At 61.4% G+C, this 20,779-nt stretch carries 15 protein-coding genes; 7 read left to right on the forward strand and 8 right to left on the reverse strand.

Going from position 1 to position 20,779, the window contains the following annotated elements:
- Nucleotides 1–158: 158 nt before the first annotated feature.
- On the reverse strand, nucleotides 159–1,598 hold the full coding sequence (locus tag NKH91_RS23130) for a lipopolysaccharide biosynthesis protein (protein WP_352844705.1): 1,440 nt from the start codon (nucleotides 1,596–1,598) through the stop codon (nucleotides 159–161).
- A gap of 169 nt (nucleotides 1,599–1,767) precedes the next feature.
- On the opposite strand from NKH91_RS23130, the gene NKH91_RS23135 reads away from it, so the two are divergent.
- A complete protein-coding gene (locus NKH91_RS23135; protein ID WP_352844703.1) occupies nucleotides 1,768–2,886 on the forward strand; it encodes a glycosyltransferase family 4 protein in 1,119 nt (372 codons plus the stop codon).
- On the opposite strand, the gene asnB is transcribed toward NKH91_RS23135, so the two are convergent.
- Entirely contained in the window at nucleotides 2,860–4,785 is a 1,926-nt protein-coding gene (asnB, locus tag NKH91_RS23140) for an asparagine synthase (glutamine-hydrolyzing) (RefSeq protein WP_352589477.1), read from the reverse strand. The two genes, NKH91_RS23135 and asnB, sit on opposite strands and share 27 nt — an antisense overlap.
- Before the next feature lie 173 nt (nucleotides 4,786–4,958).
- Nucleotides 4,959–6,200 carry a glycoside hydrolase family 5 protein gene (locus tag NKH91_RS23145; protein ID WP_023720689.1) on the reverse strand — a complete coding sequence of 414 codons (1,242 nt, stop codon included), beginning with the start codon at nucleotides 6,198–6,200 and terminating at the stop codon, nucleotides 4,959–4,961.
- Between the two features lie 116 nt (nucleotides 6,201–6,316).
- Here NKH91_RS23145 and NKH91_RS23150 point away from each other — a divergent pair, with 116 nt between their 5' ends.
- From NKH91_RS23150 to NKH91_RS23160, 3 genes are all read left to right on the forward strand, one after another.
- On the forward strand, nucleotides 6,317–8,245 hold the full coding sequence (locus NKH91_RS23150) for a heparinase II/III family protein (RefSeq protein ID WP_352844700.1): 1,929 nt from the start codon (nucleotides 6,317–6,319) through the stop codon (nucleotides 8,243–8,245).
- Nucleotides 8,246–8,444: 199 nt separating this feature from the next.
- Nucleotides 8,445–9,440 (forward strand): sterol desaturase family protein, encoded by a 996-nt coding sequence (locus NKH91_RS23155; protein WP_352844698.1) that lies wholly within the window; start codon nucleotides 8,445–8,447, stop codon nucleotides 9,438–9,440.
- Nucleotides 9,437–10,606 (forward strand): GNAT family N-acetyltransferase, encoded by a 1,170-nt coding sequence (locus tag NKH91_RS23160; protein WP_352494478.1) that lies wholly within the window; start codon nucleotides 9,437–9,439, stop codon nucleotides 10,604–10,606. The genes NKH91_RS23155 and NKH91_RS23160 overlap by 4 nt, the downstream gene beginning before the upstream one ends.
- 20 nt (nucleotides 10,607–10,626) lie before the next feature.
- Here NKH91_RS23160 and NKH91_RS23165 read toward each other — a convergent pair whose 3' ends face one another.
- From NKH91_RS23165 to NKH91_RS23185, 5 genes are all read right to left on the reverse strand, one after another.
- Nucleotides 10,627–10,938 (reverse strand): UBP-type zinc finger domain-containing protein, encoded by a 312-nt coding sequence (locus NKH91_RS23165; RefSeq protein WP_036238601.1) that lies wholly within the window; start codon nucleotides 10,936–10,938, stop codon nucleotides 10,627–10,629.
- Complete coding sequence (locus tag NKH91_RS23170) at nucleotides 10,935–12,623, reverse strand: FAD-dependent oxidoreductase (protein ID WP_352844696.1); 1,689 nt, start codon at nucleotides 12,621–12,623, stop codon at nucleotides 10,935–10,937. Before NKH91_RS23170 ends, NKH91_RS23165 begins: the two co-directional genes overlap by 4 nt.
- Before the next feature lie 318 nt (nucleotides 12,624–12,941).
- A complete protein-coding gene (locus tag NKH91_RS23175) occupies nucleotides 12,942–13,868 on the reverse strand; it encodes an NADP-dependent oxidoreductase (protein WP_352844694.1) in 927 nt (308 codons plus the stop codon).
- Between the two features lie 113 nt (nucleotides 13,869–13,981).
- Nucleotides 13,982–14,419 (reverse strand): CBS domain-containing protein, encoded by a 438-nt coding sequence (locus NKH91_RS23180; protein ID WP_023720681.1) that lies wholly within the window; start codon nucleotides 14,417–14,419, stop codon nucleotides 13,982–13,984.
- A gap of 498 nt (nucleotides 14,420–14,917) precedes the next feature.
- A complete protein-coding gene (locus tag NKH91_RS23185; RefSeq protein ID WP_084642854.1) occupies nucleotides 14,918–15,715 on the reverse strand; it encodes a helix-turn-helix domain-containing protein in 798 nt (265 codons plus the stop codon).
- A 277-nt stretch (nucleotides 15,716–15,992) separates the two neighbouring features.
- Here NKH91_RS23185 and NKH91_RS23190 point away from each other — a divergent pair, with 277 nt between their 5' ends.
- From NKH91_RS23190 to NKH91_RS23200, 3 genes are all read left to right on the forward strand, one after another.
- On the forward strand, nucleotides 15,993–17,459 hold the full coding sequence (locus NKH91_RS23190) for an alpha-glucosidase/alpha-galactosidase (RefSeq protein WP_023720679.1): 1,467 nt from the start codon (nucleotides 15,993–15,995) through the stop codon (nucleotides 17,457–17,459).
- A 122-nt stretch (nucleotides 17,460–17,581) separates the two neighbouring features.
- Complete coding sequence (locus NKH91_RS23195) at nucleotides 17,582–19,666, forward strand: ABC transporter substrate-binding protein (protein ID WP_023720678.1); 2,085 nt, start codon at nucleotides 17,582–17,584, stop codon at nucleotides 19,664–19,666.
- 104 nt (nucleotides 19,667–19,770) lie between these two features.
- A complete protein-coding gene (locus tag NKH91_RS23200) occupies nucleotides 19,771–20,778 on the forward strand; it encodes an ABC transporter permease (protein ID WP_031194486.1) in 1,008 nt (335 codons plus the stop codon).
- Nucleotide 20,779 lies beyond the last annotated feature (1 nt).

Raw genomic sequence — 20,779 nt, forward strand, 5'->3', positions numbered from 1 at the left:
GTTTTTCCGCCGAGCGCGACGTGCGGACCACTATGGCGCCTCCTCTCATGACCCGAACACCCGGAGATTGAATGTCCGGTATGCAAGAGCCCGTCTCCGGCAAGGTACACCATGTGTTGTAAGCCTCGGAAATACCCGCTTACAGATCGCTTGCGAAATTACGCGATCCGTAGCCGCGCCCGCAACTGGGCGACGAATTGCGTCGCTGCCACAGGGTGGAATAGCGAGGTCAGCCCGAAGAAAACCGCAACTCCGGCGGTGCCGCCGGCGAGAAGCGAGAAGATTGCCGGCACGTCGCCGGCCACCATGCTGGCAAGCTTGGCGGCCACCCCTGTGCTGAGCGAGATGATTGCCGAAACACCGATGTCGCGCCACGGCACCGGCACCGGCGTGAGCCGCTCGCTGATGATGATGCAGGTTATGGAGCCAACCACCGAGCCGCCCGCCAGCGCCAAAGCGGCGCCGATCTCCGCCATCGAAGGGATCAATAGCAGAGACAATGCGATTGTTGCCGCCGAGCCGAAGAGATTTGCGATGATCAGCAGCCACGGCCGCTTGTGCGCGTGCACCACGACGCCATAGACGAAGCTCGTGAGGTTGGCACACAGCACGCTGAAGGCAATGATCGGAAACAGCAGGCCGAAGCGGCCGTGATATTGCGAGGGCAGCATGAGCTCAGTGATATCGCTGCTGAGCGCGACCAGCATAGCTGCAATCGGCAGGCAAAGCCGCATCATCAAGGCCATCAACTGCGACAGCAACCGACCCGATGCGGCAGGCCCGTCCTCGTCGAACCGGCTGACCACCTCGGGAAAGGCGCCCATGTTGATGGCGTTAGCGACCATGTCGATCGGTTGGCGGGCCAGCGCATAGGCTGCGGCGAAGATCGCCACAGCGCTGGCATCGTAATAGAACTTGAGGAACAGACGCTCCGCGCTGTTGAGCCCGAAGCCAACCAGCGCCATGATGATCAGCGGCACACCGAGCGCAAAGAAGTCTCTGTGGGTGAAACGCGGCGGACCGGTAACGACGCGTCGGGATGCCATGATGCCCGCCACGATGCCGGCAATCAAGGCGCCGAGGCTCGAGCCGAGCGATACCGTCAGAAAGCTATCCTGGAAGATAAGGATGGCGCCGATCGGCAGCGCGAGTTGCAGCAGGGCACGCAGGGCTTCGAGCATCGAATAGACCGAATGGCGCTGCTGCATCTGCAGCACCGTCAACGCGAAGCGGCTGATGGACCCGGCGACCAGATAGCCGCAGACCGCGATCGCGAACTCGACCCAGCGTTCCGGCACGACCACCGCCGACGCGCCTACCGATATGACCAGCGCCAGTGCCGTGGTGGCAAGCAACACCTGCCCGGCCAGCATCAGGCTGCCGCGGCTGACTTCGCCCTTGCCGCCGAGCCTGAGCAAGGCGATGCGCAGCCAGTTGGTGACGGCAATGTCGGTCATTTCGCCGACGGTCACCACCAGAGTGAGCAGGCCATACTCGGTCTGGTCGATCAAACGCGTCACGACGACCAGCAGGAGCAGCGCCGAGATTCGCGTCAGCAGGATCGCCGGAGCATAAATGAGCGTGGAACGGAGCAGCAAAGGCGTGTCCCTGGAAAATTCACCTTCGACTAGCCGCCGACTGGCGGAAAATCCAGCGCGATGACGGCGAAGGGTGAACAGATTCAGTTTGAACTAAAAGATTTGCCGTAAACCTTATCGGGAACGTTTGCTTTGCAGTTACCCGGTCTGTGTTATTTAGAGTACCATCATGTTGCAGCGCCTCATATCCGATCGAAAAATACATGTCCTGGTCGCGACGCCGTCGGGCGTTTCGGGCCAGGGCGGCATCGACCGCATCATGGGGGCGCTGAAGCAGGAGTTCGAACGGCAAGAAGTCACCGACATCGATGTGCGCTTCCTTGCCAGTCGTGGCTCGGGGCATGTCGGACTTTCGATCTTCTATATGCTCGGCTTTTGCTTACGGATGCTTAAAGCGCGTCTGGCTGGACGCGCCGATGTCGTTCATATCAACATCTCAGTCTCCGGCAGCACCTATCGCAAGATGGTGATCGCCGCCTGCGCACGGCTGCTGTCGATACCCTATGTCCTGCATTTGCACGGGGCGCAGTATCAGACATTCTGGAAAGACGATCACGGGTTCATAAGCCGCCGTATCAAAGCTCTGTTCGAGCATGCCGATCGGGTGATCGTTTTGGGCAGGCTTTGGCGCGATTTCGTCGCCAACCGGGCGCCAGGCGCTGCCGGCAATATCGTGATCGTGCCCAATGCGACCGAAGTCCCGTCGCTGGCGCATGTCGGTGGCGGCGGCCACGTGCATATCCTGTTCCTGGGTCGTATCGGCGACCGCAAGGGCGTACCGCAATTGTTGGACGCGCTGCATCGCATGAACCCCGTCAAGAACTGGCGCGCCACGATTGCCGGCGATGGCGAAATCGATGCGGCACGGGCAAAATCGGCCGGGCTGGGGATCGCAGACCGGATCGCCTTTCCGGGTTGGGTGGGACCCGACGATGTCGCGTCGCTGATCTCTTTCGCGGATATTCTGGTTCTTCCCTCCTTCGCCGAAAACCTGCCTATGTCGGTGATCGAAGGGATGGCAGCCGGTTTGGCGGTGGTGGCAACCCCGGTTGGCGCGGTCGAAGACATAATTACCGACGGGCAATCCGGGCTGCTGGTGCCGCCAGGCGATGTTACTGCGTTGACCGACGCGCTGGGCCGCCTCGTGGAGAGCCCAGCACTGAGGGCGAGGCTTGGTGCCGGTGCCATGGCCGTGCATCGGGAACGGCTTGAACTCGCCCCGTTTGTCGGCGCAATCTGCGATGTCTGGCGGTCGGCGGCGTCAAGCCGTCAACCGGTCAAGCGCTGAGGCTGATGATCGCGGCGGCGCCTCAAGCCCGAATTCGCGGTGGAATATCTCCAAATTCAACAGCGCCCATATCAGCTTTTCGTGGTCTGCGGCACCCGTGGTGTGTTCCGAGACGATTTGATCAAGCTGTTTCGGGCTCAAATAGCTGCGAATGACGGAGTTAGGCGAGCAAAGGTGGTCGTGCACGTAGTTCCTCATCGACCCCCGAAACCATTCGGCGACGGGCACCTTGAATCCGATCTTGCGGCGGTTGAGAATTTCCTCCGGAAGTATGTTGGCCATGCTGCTGCGCAAGATCAGCTTACCCTTCCGCCAACCCACCTTGTAGCGATCGGGCAATTTGCTGACGAACGCAACCAGATCGCGATCGAGGAACGGCATTCTTCCTTCGATTGAACCGGCCATCATCATCCGGTCGCCTCGTTCCAGGAGATTGTCGGGCAACCACGATGTCTGATCGAAAAATAGCGCGCGGCGAAGATGGGATGCTGTCGCGCTTGAGGAAAACGGTAAGTTGTTGCGTCCATTGCGGCAATTGGCCGGAGCACCGATGAGGCGACTGTGTTCCTGCTCTGTCATGGCTCCAAACCAGGAGATCATCCGGGTGGCAAAGTCCCTTTCACCCGCGCTTCGGGCAAATGTATCGAACTTGGCCGATGCGCCAGGCATGGCACGTATCAAAGGGGCGAGGAGGTTGTTGTGGAGCAAGGCTGGAACGAGCGACCGGTAGATTCCAGCCAGTGACTCTGCGCGATGTTTGGGATACCCGCCGAGAACCTCGTCTGCCCCTTCACCTGTGAGCACCATCTTGACGTCCTGTGAGGCTCGCTCCGACATCAGGTAAATCGGAATGTCCGAACTTTGTGAAACGGGCGCCCCCAGATGGCGAATCAACTTCGGCAGGTGGTCAATCAGGTCGTCCGCTTCTATGACCAGTTCGCAATGATCGGTCTTGAAATGATCGGCGACGCGTCTGGCGAATGGAAGTTCACTATAGGCCGGTTCGCTGAAACCGACCGAAAATGTGCGGATGGGCTTGTCGCTGTGCTTGGTCATCAGGGCGACGATTGCTGACGAGTCGAGGCCTCCGGAGAGAAAGGCGCCGAAAGGTGCATCGCTGCGCATTCTGATCTCGACGGAATGGTCGAGCAGTTCCAGAAATCGTCGCTTGGCGGTTTCGTGGTCGATGTCCTCGGTCAGGTCCGTTTGATCTGGAGGCGTATAATAGCGCGTTTCCGTCACAGTCCCTTGCGACCAAACGGCATAGCTTCCGGGGTTGAGCTTGCGGATTTGTTTAAAAAGCGTGCGCGGTCCAGGCACGTAACGCCAGCGCAGGTACTCGTGCACAGCGTCCAAATCGAGTTGCTGCGCATTTGGCTGCGATGACAACAACGCGTTGATCTCTGAGGCAAAGGACAGCAGTTTTTCGCTCTGCATGAGGTAAAGGGGCTTTTTGCCGAACGGATCACGGGCGAGGATCAATTCGTGCCTCTGAGCATCCCAGAGCGCAAAAGCGAACATGCCGCTCAACCGTTCGAACATGGACAAGTGCCACTGATCATAAGCTCTGAGCAGCACCTCGGTATCGGAGCGCGTTCGAAAATGATGACCGAGGCCGATCAGTTCCTGGCGCAGCTCGATATAGTTGTATATTTCGCCGTTGAAAATTATTCTGAGATGGCCGTCCTCGATATGCATCGGCTGATTTGACTCTGGCGCTAAGTCAATAATCGCCAGGCGGCGATGGACCAATGCCAATTGTTCCTCGCCAGTATTCAAGTCCAAGAACTCGATGCCTTCGGCATCGGGACCGCGATGCCGCAATGCATTTGACATTCTGGCGGCCCGCTCTTGTGGATTCTCGGCCCTTCGGCCGATCCACCCGGCAATTCCACACATTGTTCCCCCTAGGCGCGCGTATTCCTCACTCCAGTACAACAAATGTATTAAACACTTCGTGGCTAACAGATCGAGCCGCGAGGGAAAAACTGCCACAGGCCGTTCTCGATCCAACCTGGCGTTGAGAGGATCGAAGTTGACGGCTGCTCATCCGCGACGAGAACTGACGGGAATTAGGGCAGGCCCAGTGCCTGCAGCATCTCCGGGTCGGGCACCGGGGGGCCATCGGGCCGGATGAGGCTCATCCCATAGCGATTGGAGAACTCCCAGACAGACCATGGGATCGCGAAGCGTTCGGCCTCTCGGCGCACCGCCTTGAGATAGCGCGAACGGTCGGCCTCGAAGGCGCCCATGCGGCCGTCCGCTGACATGAGGATAGCGCCGAATTCGCCCATGAAGAGCCGCCGGCTTGGAATGCCATGGCCTTCAGCCCAGTCGACGGCCTGACGAAAGCTCGTCTCGAGTTGGCTCTGCCCCCAGTTCTGCTCGAAATATTTCGCTACTGCTTCGCGCGCGGTGGCCATGTTCATCATCTGCTCGACCCTGCTCAAGCCGGCAGCTTCCATCCGCGCCCTAAGGGTTTCGGTCACCACTTCGGGTGTACTGCTGTCGGCAGGCCAGGGAAGTCCCGAAACAAAGCTGTTTGTGTCGTCGGGCCGCTGGTGGGTGAAGCTGTGCGGCTCATACATATGGAAGCTGTAATAGAGGTTTGGGTCATCAAAGCCGGGGCTGAGGTTGACCAGTCCGGCAATGCTGCCGCCGCAGGCGCCGGTCGCAACGATGGTGAGTTCGCTGCTGACCGCTCGAATGTCGTGGACGGTCCCCGCCATGATCCGCTGCCAGTCATCGCTGCCGCTTGGATCGCAAGGGTAATATGCTGGCTCGTTGTAAGGTTCGAGGGCGACTTTGTCGGTGCCTATCTTGACCAGCATGGCGGCGACCGCCACAACCATCTGGCGGTAGCCGGCAACGCCCTCGCTGTCGGCGCCGCCGTAGATCATCTCCATGCTGTAGTCCGGAACCTGAGTGACGCCATGCAGGTCGAAAACCACCTTGAGGCCGGTCGACGTGATCCGCTCGACGGCGGCGGCAAGTATGTCCAGCGCCTGCTGCCGCCTGGCGCCCTCGCTGGCAAGCAGAGGGCCGGGATCGACGCTCAGCCGGACGAAGTCGAAGCCCATCGATCGGATGTGGGCAAACACCTCCCCGGCCGGCCAATCGGTGAACGGCCTGCTTCCCGCAAGCCACTCCTTTTCGCTGCGATAGGGCGGCCAAACGTAGGTTCCGTCTTTCTCCACCGGCGACCAGTTGAGCCACTCATGCACGCCAACGCCGCGCTTGAGAGGGATGGGCGCTGCCTCGGCCGCCATAACCAAGGCGAGCACCCAGGCAACAACACACACCGCTTTTCTCATCGCTCTCTCCGCATGGTCGCCGGAGATATTAACCGCAACGAACGGGAAAGAAGATTGCCGGCGCGCAGCTTTTCGACGGCATGGTATACAAGGACCGAAACGTTGACGGGGCGTGCATGAGAATCGGCTGGTACATCAACCGATTGCGCAGCATGGGACCGGCCGAGGTGTTGCACCGGCTGAGCGAGCAACGTCGAAGGATCGCGTCGCGCCGCCGCGATGATGGGTGGGAGCGCTATCCATCGCCGCAGTTGCACCCGGTGCTGCCGGGATTTCGCCACGCTGTGCTGGCAGCGACCGACGCTCAACGGCAAGCCATAGCGGCGGCCGCGCAAGAGACGCTTCAGGGCCGGTTTTCGGCACTCGGGCGGACATGGCCAAAGCGCGAGCCCGATGTTTTGTTTCCTGCTGAGCTTTGGCGTCTTGATCCGGTGACCGGCAGGCTTTGGCCTGGCTCCGAGGCTCATACTTTCGACATCGATTTTCGCCATGGCGGCGACCTTGGCGATATAAAATATGTCTGGGAAATCAACCGGCTGCAGCAATTGCCGCCACTGGCTGCACACCTGCTCCTCAGCGAGGACAATCGGTCCCGGAGGGCCATCGAGGTGGCAATCGGCAGTTGGCATTCCGCCAATCCGCCGTTCCGAGGCATTGGCTGGGCGTCCGGCATCGAGGTAGCGCTGCGAGCCATCAGCCTGATCGTCACCCTGGACCTCGTTGGCGACCGGCTTGACCCGGCGACCCTGCGGAAAGCCGGTGAGATACTCGCGGCAAGCGCCTATTGGCTGCCGCGGTTTCCATCGCGATATTCCTCCGCCAACAACCATCTCGTCGCAGAATTGGCTGGCGAATATCTGGTCGGCCTGGCGCTCGGGGCCGAATCCGAAATCGCCCACGGCGCCCTCCTGAATGAGACGCACAAGCAGATACTCGCCGACGGCGCCGGTGCCGAGCAAACGCCGACCTACGCAGCCTTCAGCGCCGAACTCATCTTGCTGTGCGCCGCCGCGGCACGCCAGGCGGGAACGCCGTTTCCCCCCGCTGTCGAAGCGCGTCTGGGTGCCTTCGCCAATTTCGTCGGCTGGCTGCCACTGAAAGCCGCCCGCTTCGGCGACGACGATGAGGGCCGCGTGCTGAAGCTGGGGGATGAGCCGAACTATATCCGATCCGTCGCGGCCGCCATCCAAGGCTTGCTGGGGACGCCGGGCAACGTGCCGGGGCCCGACGACTTTCGTTCGCTTTTCTTTGGTGCGCCGTCGGGCCCGGCACCGGCGGTGCATGGCTTGCAGACATTCGCGCGAGGTGGGCTCTCCGTCTGGCGCGGAGCAATGAATGGCCGCGATGTCGAACTGACGTTCGATCATGGACCGCTCGGTTATCTCTCGATAGCGGCGCACGGCCATGCCGACGCGCTGTCGCTCAGCCTGTGCATCGACGGTGAGCCGGTGCTGGTCGATCCGGGCACCTGGCTCTACGGTTCGGGAGGCGCATGGCGCGACTGGTTCCGCTCGACGCCGGCGCACAACACGCTGAATATCGAGGGTAAAAACCAAAGCACCATCGCTGGGAATTTCAACTGGTCGCACAAGGCAGTTGCGACGCTGGTGGACAGCGAGCCTGGAACGCACTGGAGGCTGTGTGGCCGGCACGACGGGTATAGAAGCCGCTTCGGCGTCATGCATCAGCGCACTTTGGCGCGCCAGGCCGATGGCATCCTCATCACCGACCAACTGCTCGGCGGCAAGCACCAGTCCGAGATCGTCTTCCAACTGGCCGCCGGCCTCCATACCGACCGGCATGAAAACACGGTCACGGTGTTGCGCCGCGACGAGGCGCTATTGGCCATCCGCTTTCCTGATGCCGCGCTCGACATCCGCGCCGGCGGTGACATGCCGGGGCAGGGCGGTTGGGTTTCACTGCGTTTTGGTACCAGGCAGCAAGCCGAACGCCTCGCCTGGCACGGTGAAGTGGGCGAAGCCGGAATCCATATCCATCTTGCTCCAATTCACCCGCCGCAACGGCAAAAACCGGCGCCAACGTAGAGTTGCCGGGCGAGTTCCAGCCGTATTCGACATTAATTACGTTTGGACATTTAGCGGTTTCGTTACTGTTGATCTGCTAGTCTCGCACCATCCAGCCTGCTTTGCCCGCTGCGCCCGCAACAGCCACTGGTTGCAGGCGGCGTAGCGGGTTTGGCGGGAATTTCGTGCTTTGCAATTCGCCCCAGGAGCCGCTGCAACGATGTTTTCCGAATTTGCCAGAGCGATTGTGGAAAAGCTTTCGAACGTCAATCTGACCACGCTCGGCCTGCTTCTCCTCACCGCACTGGGCAGCGCGGTGATCGCCTACTGGCGAACTGCCGAACATAAATCCCTCAGGGATTTTTTCGACTTCGCCTTCCCGGCGGAAGTCATCCTGCATCCGTCGGCGCGAGCCGACGCCCTGTTCTGGATCACGAAACGGGCGATGATGCCCTTCCTGCTCATTCCTGCCGGCGTCACCTTCGTCGTCGCGGTGGGCTACGGCACACGCGAGGCAATCGGCTGGCTCCTTAACACCCACGCGCCGCTTCTCGGCGGCCCGGCGGGACCGATGACGATCGTCATCTTCACCGCAACCATGCTGGTCGCCTATGATATTTCATACTACCTCTACCACGTCGCCCAGCACCGTTTCCCGTTCCTGTGGGAATTGCACAAGGTGCATCATTCGGCCGAGGTGATGGTGGGGATCACCAAGGACCGGGTTCATCCGCTGGACGATCTGATGAACCGTATGTGGGATGGCGTCATCCCGGGCATCTGCTTCGGCATCTGGAGCCTCATTGCACTCGATCCGGTAGAGGTCGCTATCTTCGGCATCAACGTCTACGTCATCCGCAACATCCTGATGATGGATTTTGTTCGCCATACGCATCTCAAGGTCTCGTTCGGCCCGTTGAACAACATCATCCTGTGTCCGCACTGGCACCAGGTTCATCACAGCATCGACCCACGTCATTATGACAAGAATTTCGGCCTGCTTTTTTCGTTCTGGGATCGGCTGTTCGGAACGCAATTTGTCCCGGAGCCTGATGAAGACCTGAAATTTGGCCTGATCGATCGCGATGTGCGCGATTATCAGTCGCTCTTTGGGCTCTACATCCTGCCGCTCAAGAAGATGACAAGGCATGTCATGCGACTGTTTCACAGGCGGCCCAATGTGGTCGCGCAGCCACAGGACAGTTCTCCTTCATGAACACCGTTGTTTCCATCGACGTCCTAGGCGCGGAGCGTCTGGAAATCGTCCGTTCGGCGGATCGCCTGGCGGCGGTCGAAGCCGCTTGGATGGACCTTTGGCATCGTACCGACGGGCTGATCTTTCAAAGCCATGCCTGGATTTCGGCATGGTGGAGTACCGTACAACGCCGTGACCAGCGCGCGTTGCGGATCGGCCTGGTGTGGAAGGGCGAGAAACTCGTTGCCGTCGTTCCGCTGGCGATCGGCAGGCGCAGGGGGCTGCGGTTTCTCGAATGGGCGGCCGGCAGCTATACCGACTATGGAGATATTCTCGTTGCCCCGGACTGCTCGTTGTCGGCGCTGCAGGAGCTATGGAGCCAACTCTGCGATGCCGGTGGCTTCGATCTTGCCCTGATCAATCGTCTCTCACCGGATGCGGCGGCCCGCAAAATTTTCACGCCGGGAGCTTCCAGCGGCATCAGGCTTCGTCCGTTTCACCGAACGGAAGTCAGCTATCGCGTTGCCGGACAATGGGAAAGCGGAGCGGCATGGTTCGCGGATCAGTCGAAAAAGACGCGCCAGAACTATCGGCGCGGCATCAAAGCGCTGGAAGAAACCGGAGAGGTGAGATTTCGCCTGCTTGCCCCCGACGAGCCGCTGCAACCGGTACTGGAGCGCCTCGCGGCCTTGAAGCGGAAATGGCTGACCGAGCGCATGCGTGAGTCCGACCTGTTCGAAGAGGGCGTGCCGGTACTCGCCGCGCTCGTCGACGCGCTGGCGCACGCCGGCGTGCTGCATATCTTCGTCCTGGAATGCAATGGCATAATGGTCGCGGTGTCGATCAACTTCGTCCAGCACGACGTGATGATGGCCTTCGTAACGACCTTCGATCCGGATTTCGGCCGGGCGTCGCCGGGTGTGATCCTGTTGATGGATTACGTACAGTGGTCGATCGATCACGGCTTGAGCGTGGTCGATTTCCTCTGTGGTGCAGAGTCGTTCAAACACAAATTCTCAACGCAGGCGGTTACGCTGGAATCCGTCATCGGAACGCGCACGGCACAGGGCGCGCTTGCATCCCTTGCCGATCGTGTCCTTCAGACCGTCAGGCACATGCGCGAGCGTTCATTGGCACCACCAGAGGGGCGCGATATCCCCGCCCAAGCCGAAGCAGCCTTGGACTAGCGGGACGCTGGCAAAAAAGCTCAAATGAAGCGCGGTATTGGACCGTTTTGCGGCGTAGTGCGGTCGCCGAGGTCGAGGAAGATTTCGTCGATGTAGCACCATCCCCAGCCTTCCGGCGGATCGTAGCCTTCGATGACGGGATGGCCGGTTGCCCGAAAATGCTTGGTGGCATGACGGTTGGGCGAGTCGTCGCAGCAGCCGACATGGCCGCATGTGCGGCAGAGCCGCAGATGCACCCACTGCGAACCGCTCTTCAGGCATTCCTCGCAGCCGAGCGCGCTCGGCGTCACGTCGCGAATGTCCCCGGCATGCCTGCATTCGTCCGCCATCATGCGCTCCTGGCCAGTTGAGGCGCCACGGCGAGACTGCCGCCTTGCGCGAGATATGCATGCAGCGCCGCAACCACCTGGGCACCTTCACCGACGGCAGCGGCGACGCGCTTGATCGAGCCAGCGCGCACGTCGCCGATGGCGAACACGCCGCTGCGGTTCGTCTCCAGCGCACCCGCTTGGCCAATGTCCGGCCCAGTGCGCACGAAGCCCTTCGCGTCCAACGCCAAGCCGCATTGCGCCAGCCAATCGGTGTTCGGATCGGCGCCGATGAACAGGAAGAGATGGTGGATCGGACGTGCTGTCTCCGTGTCGCGGTTGCGCCAGCGTACATTGCCAAGATTGCCGTCGTCGCCTTCCAGCGCCGTGATCTGCGTCTCAGCCAGCACCTCGATGTTCGGCTGTGCCCTGACGCGCTCCACCAGATAGCGCGACATGCTCGCATCCAGGCTGCTGCCGCGCGCCAGCAGCCATACCTTCTTCACATGCGCCGCCAGATAAACAGCAGCCTGGCCAGCCGAATTGCCGGCGCCGACCAGGGCCACCTCTTGCCCGGCGCAAAGCCGGGCTTCGATCGGCGAAGCCCAATAGTGCACGGAGGTTCCCTCGAATTGCGCCAGGTTTGCCATATCAAGGCGGCGATAGCGCGCCCCGCTGGCGATCACCACCGACCGTGCCCGCACGGTCTCCCCGCCGCCGACGGCGAGCGTGTAATGGGCGCCCGGCGTGTCGCTTGCACTGCCCAGCCGCTTCGCCTCGTCCGGTATCACCATTTCGACGCCGAATTTCTGCGCCTGATTGTAAGCGCGCGCCATCAGCGCCATTCCCGAAATGCCGGTCGGGAAGCCGAGATAGTTCTCGATGCGCGAGGAGGCGCCCGCCTGTCCACCAAAGGCACGGCAATCGAGCACGATCGTCGACAGCCCTTCGGAAGCCGCATAGACGGCCGCCGCGAGGCCGGCTGGTCCGGCGCCGACAATGGCCACGTCGTACAGCTTGTCGGCGTCGATCGGCCTCACCAGGCCGATGCAGCGGGCGAGCTCGTTCTCTCCGGGATTGAGCAGCAGCTTGCCGTTCGGGCAGAGCACGATCGGCAAATGGTGGATATCGACATGGAAGCGTTCGATCAGCGTCTTGGCGCAGGGATCGGTAGCGGAATCGAGAACCCGATGCGGCTGACCGCTGCGGGCCAGGAAACCTTGCAGCCGCAATACGTCACCGCTGTCGACCGGTCCGACAATGATCGGTCCGGCTGTGCCGCTCTCGAGCAGGCCGACACGGCGCAGGATCAGCGCCCGCATGATGCGCTCGCCGAGGTTTGCTTCCTGTACCATCAGGTCCCGCAGCCTTTGCGAGGCGATGACCAGCGCCTCGACAGGCTCGACCGCCTCCACATCCACCAGTGAGGGCCTTGCTGAAAGCTGCGCCAGCTCGCCGACGAAATTGCCCGCACCGTGCGTGACGATCGTTTCGCGCCGGCCGAAGCTGCCGCCCTGGGTGATATCCACCTTGCCGGACAGGATCACGATCAGACCGGGCGCCAGCTCACCGGCTTTGACGATCTGTTCGCCTGCAGCATAGGACACGGCTTCGCCGAAACGGCCCATGCGGTCCAGGTCAGGTTCAGCCAGCGCGGGAAACATCTGGTCGCGACGGGCAATGGAGATCGGATTGGCAGATTGAGACATGGTTCGAGCCTATCGCCGCTGTCCGACAGATTGAAGCGGTTTTTTGCGGCTTGCGGGCCGTAGGAACCTAACCCGCCTGTCGGTAAACGCTGTGCCCCTTCGCTTCGCATTTCACTGACAGCGGGCCGTGCGCCGGTGCCGTCGCGAGGTGCCTCACATTCCGTTGCATCTCCCTGATTTGTTTGATTTGCGTATTCCGGCAAACCCGACGCATGCTGCTTCGGCCGGCGCCTGTCTAAGCCGGCCAGGCCCGGCGCGCCGTCCTGTGTCAAACTCTCGGCCGCCGGGCTTCTGAACAGGAGAAACGGCCTGCGTCCGCTAGGCGGCTACCTGAAGCACGATCTTGCCGCGCGTATGCTGCTTCTCGAGCCGTTCCTCGGCTTTGGCGACGTCCTCGAGAGGATAGATTGCCTGCACGAACGGCCTGACCTTCCCGGCGTCGATGAGGCGGCTGATTTCGGCAAGCTGTGCTGCGTTCGGCTTGGTCAGATAGGAGACGCCGCGAGCCCGATGCTGGCGGGCCTTTTCCGCCGACGGTTCGGAAAGCGTTGAGACGAGCGTGCCGCCGGGTTTGAGCACGTCCCACGAGCGGTCCTGTGTTTCACCTGCTACAAGGTCGAAGACAACGTCGACGTCTTCGACGACCTCCTCGAAGCGCTGGTTCTTGTAGTCGACCGCCTGGTCGGCGCCAAGCGCGCGGACGAAATTGAAATCCTGCGCGGAAACGGTCGTCGCGACGAAGGCGCCCGCAACCTTTGCAAACTGCACCGCCAGATGACCGACGCCGCCGGCGCCACCATGGATGAGGACCCGCTGCCCGGATTTAAGGCCGCCGTGATCGAAAAGGCCTTGCCACGCGGTAAGGCCCGCAAGCGGCACGGCGGCGGCTTCGGCGTGGTTTAAGCGTTGCGGCTTCGCCGCCGCCTCCGTTGCCTTGACGACGACATATTCGGCGTTGCCGCCGCGGTCGTTGCCGAGCATGGCATATAGCGGATCGCCCTTCTTCAGCGTATGGGCCCGCGTGCCGCACAGTTCCACCACGCCGGATACGTCACGGCCGAGCGTGACGGGCAGATCCGCGCCCGAAGAGCCCTCGCGAACCTTGTAGTCGACGGGATTGACGCTTGCCGCGTAGACCTTGAGCGTGACCTCGTCGTCATGCGGCTGAGGCAACGGAACCGTGTCCAGCGAAAGAGCCTCCGGTCCACCAAAATCGTGGATACGGACGGCCTTCATGGTAATCATGGCTTGCTCCTCGTCGGTTTGCGGTCCAGTTCGCCTCTGAACAGTTTCACCGGCAGGCTGGCGTCTATCCGGCCGGCGGTTCGGTCGTGGCAAGGCCGGTCGACGGTGCGCCGTCAGTGTATCGTTTGCGAATGCTCGCCGCCGGGTTGCGAGATGCCGCTTAGCGCTTCACCGGCTGTCGCCGTCTCGCTGTTGGTGGCGAGGTCGCCCAGCGAAACGATGCCGACCAGGCGCTTGTCCCGATTAAGCACCGGCAACCGGCGCACTTTCAGATCAGCCATGTTGCGCAGAACATCCTCCGCGTCTTCGTCGTCGAAGCAATACCTGACCTCGGTGCTCATCACTTCCCGTACCTTGGCGTCAGGTGTCTTGCCTTGGGCGACGCCGCGGATTGCGATGTCGCGATCGGTTATCATGCCGACGAGCCGGTCGTTCTCGCCCACCGGCATCGCGCCGGCGTCGAGGCGACCCATCATTTCTGCCGCATCACGTAGGGTTTGCTGCGGACTGGCGATCTCGACGTCCTTTGTCATGCAGTTGCCAACTTTCATTTTAACCTCCGTTGGTTGCAGGCCCTGCCGCCGAATTCCGTGATGGAAGGGTGAATGAGCGCCAGCGCAAAACGTTCCATGGCAAGACCCGTTTCGAGCGCTCCGCCAAATCACCCTTGCCATCCTCCACTCCGACCGCCCTTCAGGCGGTCGGCCCGGGAAAAGTCGGTTCCGAAGGAATTTCGGAAGGGGTGCCAGGAGGAATCCCGATTGGCTCCTGGTCCGGCATTGGAATTGGATCCGGCGAGGGTGGGGGTACGCCTGGAGGTTCTCCCGGCGGAGTCTCCGGCGGGGCAGGCGGCCGGGCCGGCTCGGGATTGGGATTGTCCGGCAGTGGATTCGGGTTGTTCGGATCGGGATTGTCCATCGATCACTCCCTGACATCTGTGGCCTGATCTCCGCTCAGAGTGGGTTGTCGCAGCGGCGATCAGGCTCTCTTGTCCTAAACCAGGGGGAAGCAAAAGCGTTCCCGATTCCGACGCCAAGCGCGGTGCGAATCTATCGGGCGGTTCCCAGGCTGGCATACATTCCGTTGGTGCGGAATTGCGTCGGGTTGATGCCGTAGAGGCGGCGGAAGACCTTCGAAAAATAATTGGCATCCTCGAAGCCGCACATGATGGCGACTTCCTTGACCGGCAGGAAATCGGCCTTCGTCAGCAACTTCGCCGCGCGCTGCAGTCGCTGCTGCAGCACGAATTCGGCGGGCGGAAGACCTTCACTCTCGGCGAAGCAGCGCGAGAAATGCGCGCGGCTCAGGCCGCTGATCTCGGCGAGATCGGCAACGCGGAGCGGCCTGTCGAGATTGGCCTTGATGTGATCGATGACCGGTTGCATGGCGCTCTTGTCGTCGGTGACGGCATGCGAGCCGAAGACATCGTCGTAGAGCGCCATGGCGGCTTCATAGGCGACAGCCGAGGCGGCTCCGGGCGAGACCGCGCCTGTGATCAGGCGTACGCTGCAATCCGCGAGATGATCGATCGTCGAGGGCTTCAGCCGAAGCACCGGACCGACGGCGGCAAGGATCGACTTGTGAATGCGCAGTGCCTCCTCGCCGTTCATCGATATCCAGAAGAATTCCCAGCGTTCGCCCCTGGCCAGCCAGTAACGGTGGTTGTGCGGCACGAGAACCAGCAACGTATCGCCCCTTTGCAGACGGTAGTTCCGGTTCTCGTAGCGCAATCGGCCGATGCCGCTGATCGTGTGCTGGAGCACGGTAAACGGCGTCTGGCCGCGCCTGCGCCCATCCCAGTCGTAGACCTCGTTCTCGCGCACTTCATAGCCCGTGCTTGTCGGCATGGTGTGCAGGCGCTGGCGGCCGCGCGGCAGCGATACCGTCCTGCCCGCCGGCCCGGCGTCGATCAAGTTCCGCAGCACAAAATTACCCCTAAAAGCATAATCCTTCTCTGGTCGCGTGCTGAATTAGGCGCATAATCCCTCGAGAAAAGCAAAAGAAACCGCGGTCAAAGAGCGGACGGGAGGAAGCGCCGGAGTCCAGCCTGCACGCCATGGCAGGCGGGCCAGGCCTGTTTTCGCCGCCTTTGCCCTAACATTCGATCAGGTCGAGGTGAGACTGATGAGTTTCAAGATCGCTATCATCGGTGCGGGAAGCGTCGGCTTCACCAAGAAGCTCTTCACCGACATTTTGTGCGTTCCTGAATTCAGGGATGTCGAATTCGCGCTGACCGATCTCAGCGAGCGCAATCTCCAGATGATCAAGTCGATCCTCGACAGGGTCGTCGAATTCAACAGGCTGCCGACCAGGGTTACAGCAACGACCGACCGCCGTGCTGCCCTCGAGGGTGCCCGCTACGTCATCAGCTGCGTTCGCGTCGGCGGTCTCGAAGCCTATGCCGACGACATCCGCATTCCGCTGAAGTATGGCATCGACCAATGCGTCGGCGACACGATTTGCGCCGGCGGCATCCTCTACGGCCAGCGCAACATTCCGGTGATCCTCGATTTCTGCAAGGATATCCTCGAGGTCGCCGAGCCTGGGGCGAAATTCCTGAACTATGCCAACCCGATGGCCATGAACACCTGGGCGGCGATCGAATATGGCAAGGTCGATACCGTCGGCCTCTGCCACGGCGTCCAGCACGGCGCCGACCAGATCGCCGAAGTGCTCGGCGCCAAGTCGCGCACCGAACTCGATTACATCTGCTCCGGCATCAATCACCAGACCTGGTTCATCGACCTGCGTCTCAACGGCCGCAAGATCGGTAAGGACGAGCTGGTTGCCGCCTTCGAGGCGCATCCGGTCTATTCGCAACAGGAAAAGCTGCGCATCGACGTCCTGAAGCGGTTCGGCGTTTATTCGACCGAAAGCAACGGCCATCTTTCCGAATACCTGCCCTGGTACCGCAAGCGGCCGGACGAAATCACCCGCTGGATCGACATGTCCGACTGGATCCACGGCGAGACCGGCGGCTACCTTCGCTATTCGACCGAAACGCGCAACTGGTTCGAAACCGAATTCCCGCAATTTCTGGAATCCGCCGCGAGGCCGATCGATCCTGCCAAGCGCTCCAACGAGCATGCCAGCCATATTCTCGAGGCGCTGGAGACGAACCGCGTTTATCGCGGTCATTTCAACGTCAAGAACAATGGCATCATCGCCAACCTGCCGCAGGATGCGATCGTCGAGTCGCCCGGCTTCGTCGATCGCTTCGGTATCAACATGGTGGCCGGCATCACGCTGCCGGAGGGCTGCGCCGCCACTTGCATTTCCTCGATCAACGTCCAGCGCATGTCGGTTCATGCGGCAATCTCCGGCGATATCGACCTGCTGAAGCTCGCGGTCCTGCACGACCCACTGGTCGGCGCGGTTTCGACCCCGGAAGAGGTTTGGCAAATGGTGGACGAGATGGTCGTCGCCCAGGCCCGCTGGCTGCCGCAATATGCCGATGCGGTGCCGGCCGCGAAGGAACGGCTTTCGAAATCCAGGGTCAAGACCCGAGAATGGGCCGGTGCGGCACGGCGCGACGTCCGTTCGATCGAGGAATTGCGTGCGGAAAAAACGGCTCTCAAGCAGGCCGTCTGAATTTCATCGGGACGGATTGCGGTAAAGTTTCGGAGGGATTTTCGGCGCCGCACCGTCTGCATAGCGTTCGAGGAGAAATGGAGCGGCGTCAACGCGCTCCTGAACAACAGGGAGGAGAGACGATGAGGAATTTTCGAAACATTGGCATTCTCGCAGGGCTGGCGCTTGGCGTCTCGGCCTCGGCGCTGAGCGCATATGCATCCGAGCCGACCGTGCCGCCGGTGCCCGCGCAATTTCCCGCCGAGGGAAAGATCAAATATGTCGCGCGCGACTCCATCCTGGAGTTCAAGGCACTTCCAGAATACCACGAACCCGATTGGGTCACCGACAAATACGTCAAGCCAGGCAAGCTGCCGCCGGTCAAGGACCGGCTCCCGAAGGAGCCGCTGGTCTTCAAGACCGGCAACATGCCGGACGGCGTCGGCGTCTACGGTGACACGATGCGCCATGTCATCGGCGGCCGGCCGGAGGGCTGGAACTACGGCGCGGGGCAGACGCAAGGCTGGGGCGGCATCGACATCGGCCTCTCCGAATGCCTTACGCGAACGGCCCCGCTTTTCCAGGTCGAAGCCAAGGACACCGAGCCGCTGCCGAACCTCGCCAGGGGCTGGGACTGGTCGAAGGACGGCCACACGCTGACGATGCATCTGGTCGAGGGCGCGAAATGGTCGGACGGCGTTCCGTTCAACGCCGACGATGTGATGTTCTACTGGGACGACGAGGTGATCGACCCCAATGTCTCGCCGCTGAACGGCGCCACGCAGGAGACCTTCGGCGTCGGCACGACGCTGAAGAAAATCGACGACTACACCGTCGAGTGGACCTTCAAGGACGCCTTTCCGAAGCAACACCTCTACGCCATGGCTTACGGCAAGTTCTGCCCCGGACCGTCGCACATCCTCAAGCCGCAGCATCCGAAATACTCGAAGAACACTTACGAGCAGTTCAAGAACGCGTTCCCGCCGGAATATATGAACATGCCCGTGATGGGTGCCTGGGTGCCGGTGGCATACCGCCCCGACGACATCATCGTCATGCGCCGTAATCCGTACTATTGGAAGGTCGACGAGAAGGGCAACCAACTGCCGTATCTCAATGAACTGCACTACAAATTATCGACCTGGGCCGACCGCGACGTTCAGGCGGTGTCGGGGGCGGCCGACATCTCCAATCTGGAGCAGCCGGAGAATTTCGTCGCCTCGCTGAAGCGGGCGGCGCAAAAGGACGCGCCGGCCCGGCTTGCCTTCGGTCCGCGGCTGATCGGCTATAATCTGCGGATGAACTTCTCCGCCAACGGCTGGGGCAATCCCGACGAGCGTGGGCAGGCGGTTCGCGAGCTGAACCGCAACGAGGATTTCCGCAAGGGCGTTACCATGGCGCTCGACCGCAAGGCGCTCGGCGACTCGCTGGTCAAGGGTCCGTTCACCGCCATCTATCCGGGCGGCTTCTCCTCGGGTACGAGCTTCTACGACCGGAAGTCGACGGTCTACTACCCCTTCGATCTCGAAGGCGCCAAGGCGGAACTCGCCAAGGCAGGCCTGAAGGACAGCGACGGCGACGGCTTCGTCAATTTTCCTGCCGGCACCGCCGGCGGAAAGAATGTCGAGATCGTGATGCTCGTCAACAATGACTACACCACCGACAAGAGCCTCGCGGAGGGCGTCGTCGGCCAGATGGAGAGGCTAGGTCTTCGCGTTGTCCTGAACGGGTTGAACGGCGTCCAGCGCGACGCGTCCATGTATTCTGGCCGTTTCGATTGGATGGTCAGGCGCAATGATGAGGAGCTCACCTCGGTCGTACAGAACACCGAGCAACTGGCGCCGATCGGCCCACGCACAAGCTGGAACCATCGCGCTCCGGAAAACGGCCAGGTCGATCTGATGCCGTTCGAGAAGGACCTCGTCGACATCGTCAACAAGTTCGTCTCGGCGCAGGACAACGACGAGCGCGCCAGCCTGATGAAGCAGTTCCAGAAGATCTCGACGCAACACGTCTATACCGTCGGGCTGACCGAATATCCCGGCGCGCTGATCATCAACAACCGCTTCTCCAATATCCCGCAGGGAACGCCGATCTTCATGTTCAACTGGGCCGAAGATTCGATCATTCGTGAAAGGGTCTGGGTCGCTGTCGACAAGCAGCAGAAATATGAACTGTTCCCCGAACAGCTTCCCGGAAAGCCCGGCGACAAGGGTCCGACGAACTGAGTTTCCTCCCCTGACTTGAAAATTCCCGGCCGCGCTGCTGGCGCGGCCGGGACAAAGCCAGCGGCAAGGGGATAACTGAAACCGAGCGAGGAGAGAAACGGCCGATGCTGCGATTTCTGCTTATGCGCATAGCATCCGCATTACCGGTTCTCGCCATTTTGAGCGTGGTTACCTTCGCGATCATCCAGGCCCCGCCGGGCAACTATGCCGACTACATCCGCTTGCAGCTCATCAACCAGGGTGGAGCCTCCTTTGCCGAGGCCGATGCGCAGGCGAAGGCTTATAGCGTGGAGCATGGCCTCGATAAGCCGGTTCCGCTCCAATACCTGAACTGGATCGCCGGCATCGTCACCCGCGGCGACTTCGGCTACAGCCTGTATTACAACAAGCCCGTCGCCGACGTGGTGGGCGAGCGGCTGCCGCGCACGCTGCTGCTTGCGCTTGTCTGCCATCTCTTGGCTTCGGTGCTGGGCATCGGCTTTGGCATCTGGGCGGCGACCAGACAGTACAGCTGGATCGACAGTACGCTGTCAGCGATTTCCTTCCTCGGCATGACGGTGCCGCGCTTCCTGATGGCGCTGATCATCGTCTACCTGCTGGTCTTCCAGTTCAATGTGTCCGAGATCGGCAGCTTCTTTTCGCCGCAATTTGGCGGGGCGCCGTGGTCCTGGGCGAAGTTCGTCGATCTCGTCCGGCATGTCTGGCCGGTTGTCGCCATCGCCACCTTTGGCGGGCTCGCCTACAACATGCGGGTGATGCGCGGCAATTTGCTCGACACGCTGAACGCGCAATATGTCGAAACCGCTCGCGCCAAGGGTCTCAGCGGTGGTGCGGTCGTGATGCGCCATGCGGTGCCCAATGCGCTGCATCCGCTGGTCATGTATCAGGGCGTGGTGCTGCCCTATATGCTGACCGGCGAGATCGAGACTGCGATCATCTTTGCCCTGCCGACCGTCGGCCCGGCGATCGTCGGTTCGATGGCGGTTGGCGACGTCTATGTCACGGCGACCTTCATGATGGTGCTGTCGGCGACGCTGATCGTCGGCAACATCATCGCCGACATGCTGCTCGTTATGCTCGATCCGCGTGTGCGCCAATATGCAGGGTCCTGAG

Source organism: Mesorhizobium sp. M0894, from assembly GCF_040319725.1.
GTDB lineage: Bacteria > Pseudomonadota > Alphaproteobacteria > Rhizobiales > Rhizobiaceae > Mesorhizobium.

Coding starts and splice junctions, on each gene's coding strand:
- NKH91_RS23155 (WP_352844698.1), top strand. CDS start 8,445: ATGTTTTCCGAATTTGCCAGAGCGATTGTGGAAAAGCTTTCGAACGTC.
- NKH91_RS23190 (WP_023720679.1), top strand. CDS start 15,993: ATGAGTTTCAAGATCGCTATCATCGGTGCGGGAAGCGTCGGCTTCACC.
- NKH91_RS23145 (WP_023720689.1), bottom strand. CDS start 6,200: ATGAGAAAAGCGGTGTGTGTTGTTGCCTGGGTGCTCGCCTTGGTTATG.
- asnB (WP_352589477.1), bottom strand. CDS start 4,785: ATGTGTGGAATTGCCGGGTGGATCGGCCGAAGGGCCGAGAATCCACAA.
- NKH91_RS23160 (WP_352494478.1), top strand. CDS start 9,437: ATGAACACCGTTGTTTCCATCGACGTCCTAGGCGCGGAGCGTCTGGAA.
- NKH91_RS23150 (WP_352844700.1), top strand. CDS start 6,317: ATGAGAATCGGCTGGTACATCAACCGATTGCGCAGCATGGGACCGGCC.
- NKH91_RS23180 (WP_023720681.1), bottom strand. CDS start 14,419: ATGAAAGTTGGCAACTGCATGACAAAGGACGTCGAGATCGCCAGTCCG.
- NKH91_RS23195 (WP_023720678.1), top strand. CDS start 17,582: ATGAGGAATTTTCGAAACATTGGCATTCTCGCAGGGCTGGCGCTTGGC.
- NKH91_RS23200 (WP_031194486.1), top strand. CDS start 19,771: ATGCTGCGATTTCTGCTTATGCGCATAGCATCCGCATTACCGGTTCTC.
- NKH91_RS23175 (WP_352844694.1), bottom strand. CDS start 13,868: ATGATTACCATGAAGGCCGTCCGTATCCACGATTTTGGTGGACCGGAG.
- NKH91_RS23135 (WP_352844703.1), top strand. CDS start 1,768: ATGTTGCAGCGCCTCATATCCGATCGAAAAATACATGTCCTGGTCGCG.
- NKH91_RS23170 (WP_352844696.1), bottom strand. CDS start 12,623: ATGTCTCAATCTGCCAATCCGATCTCCATTGCCCGTCGCGACCAGATG.
- NKH91_RS23185 (WP_084642854.1), bottom strand. CDS start 15,715: ATGCCGACAAGCACGGGCTATGAAGTGCGCGAGAACGAGGTCTACGAC.
- NKH91_RS23165 (WP_036238601.1), bottom strand. CDS start 10,938: ATGATGGCGGACGAATGCAGGCATGCCGGGGACATTCGCGACGTGACG.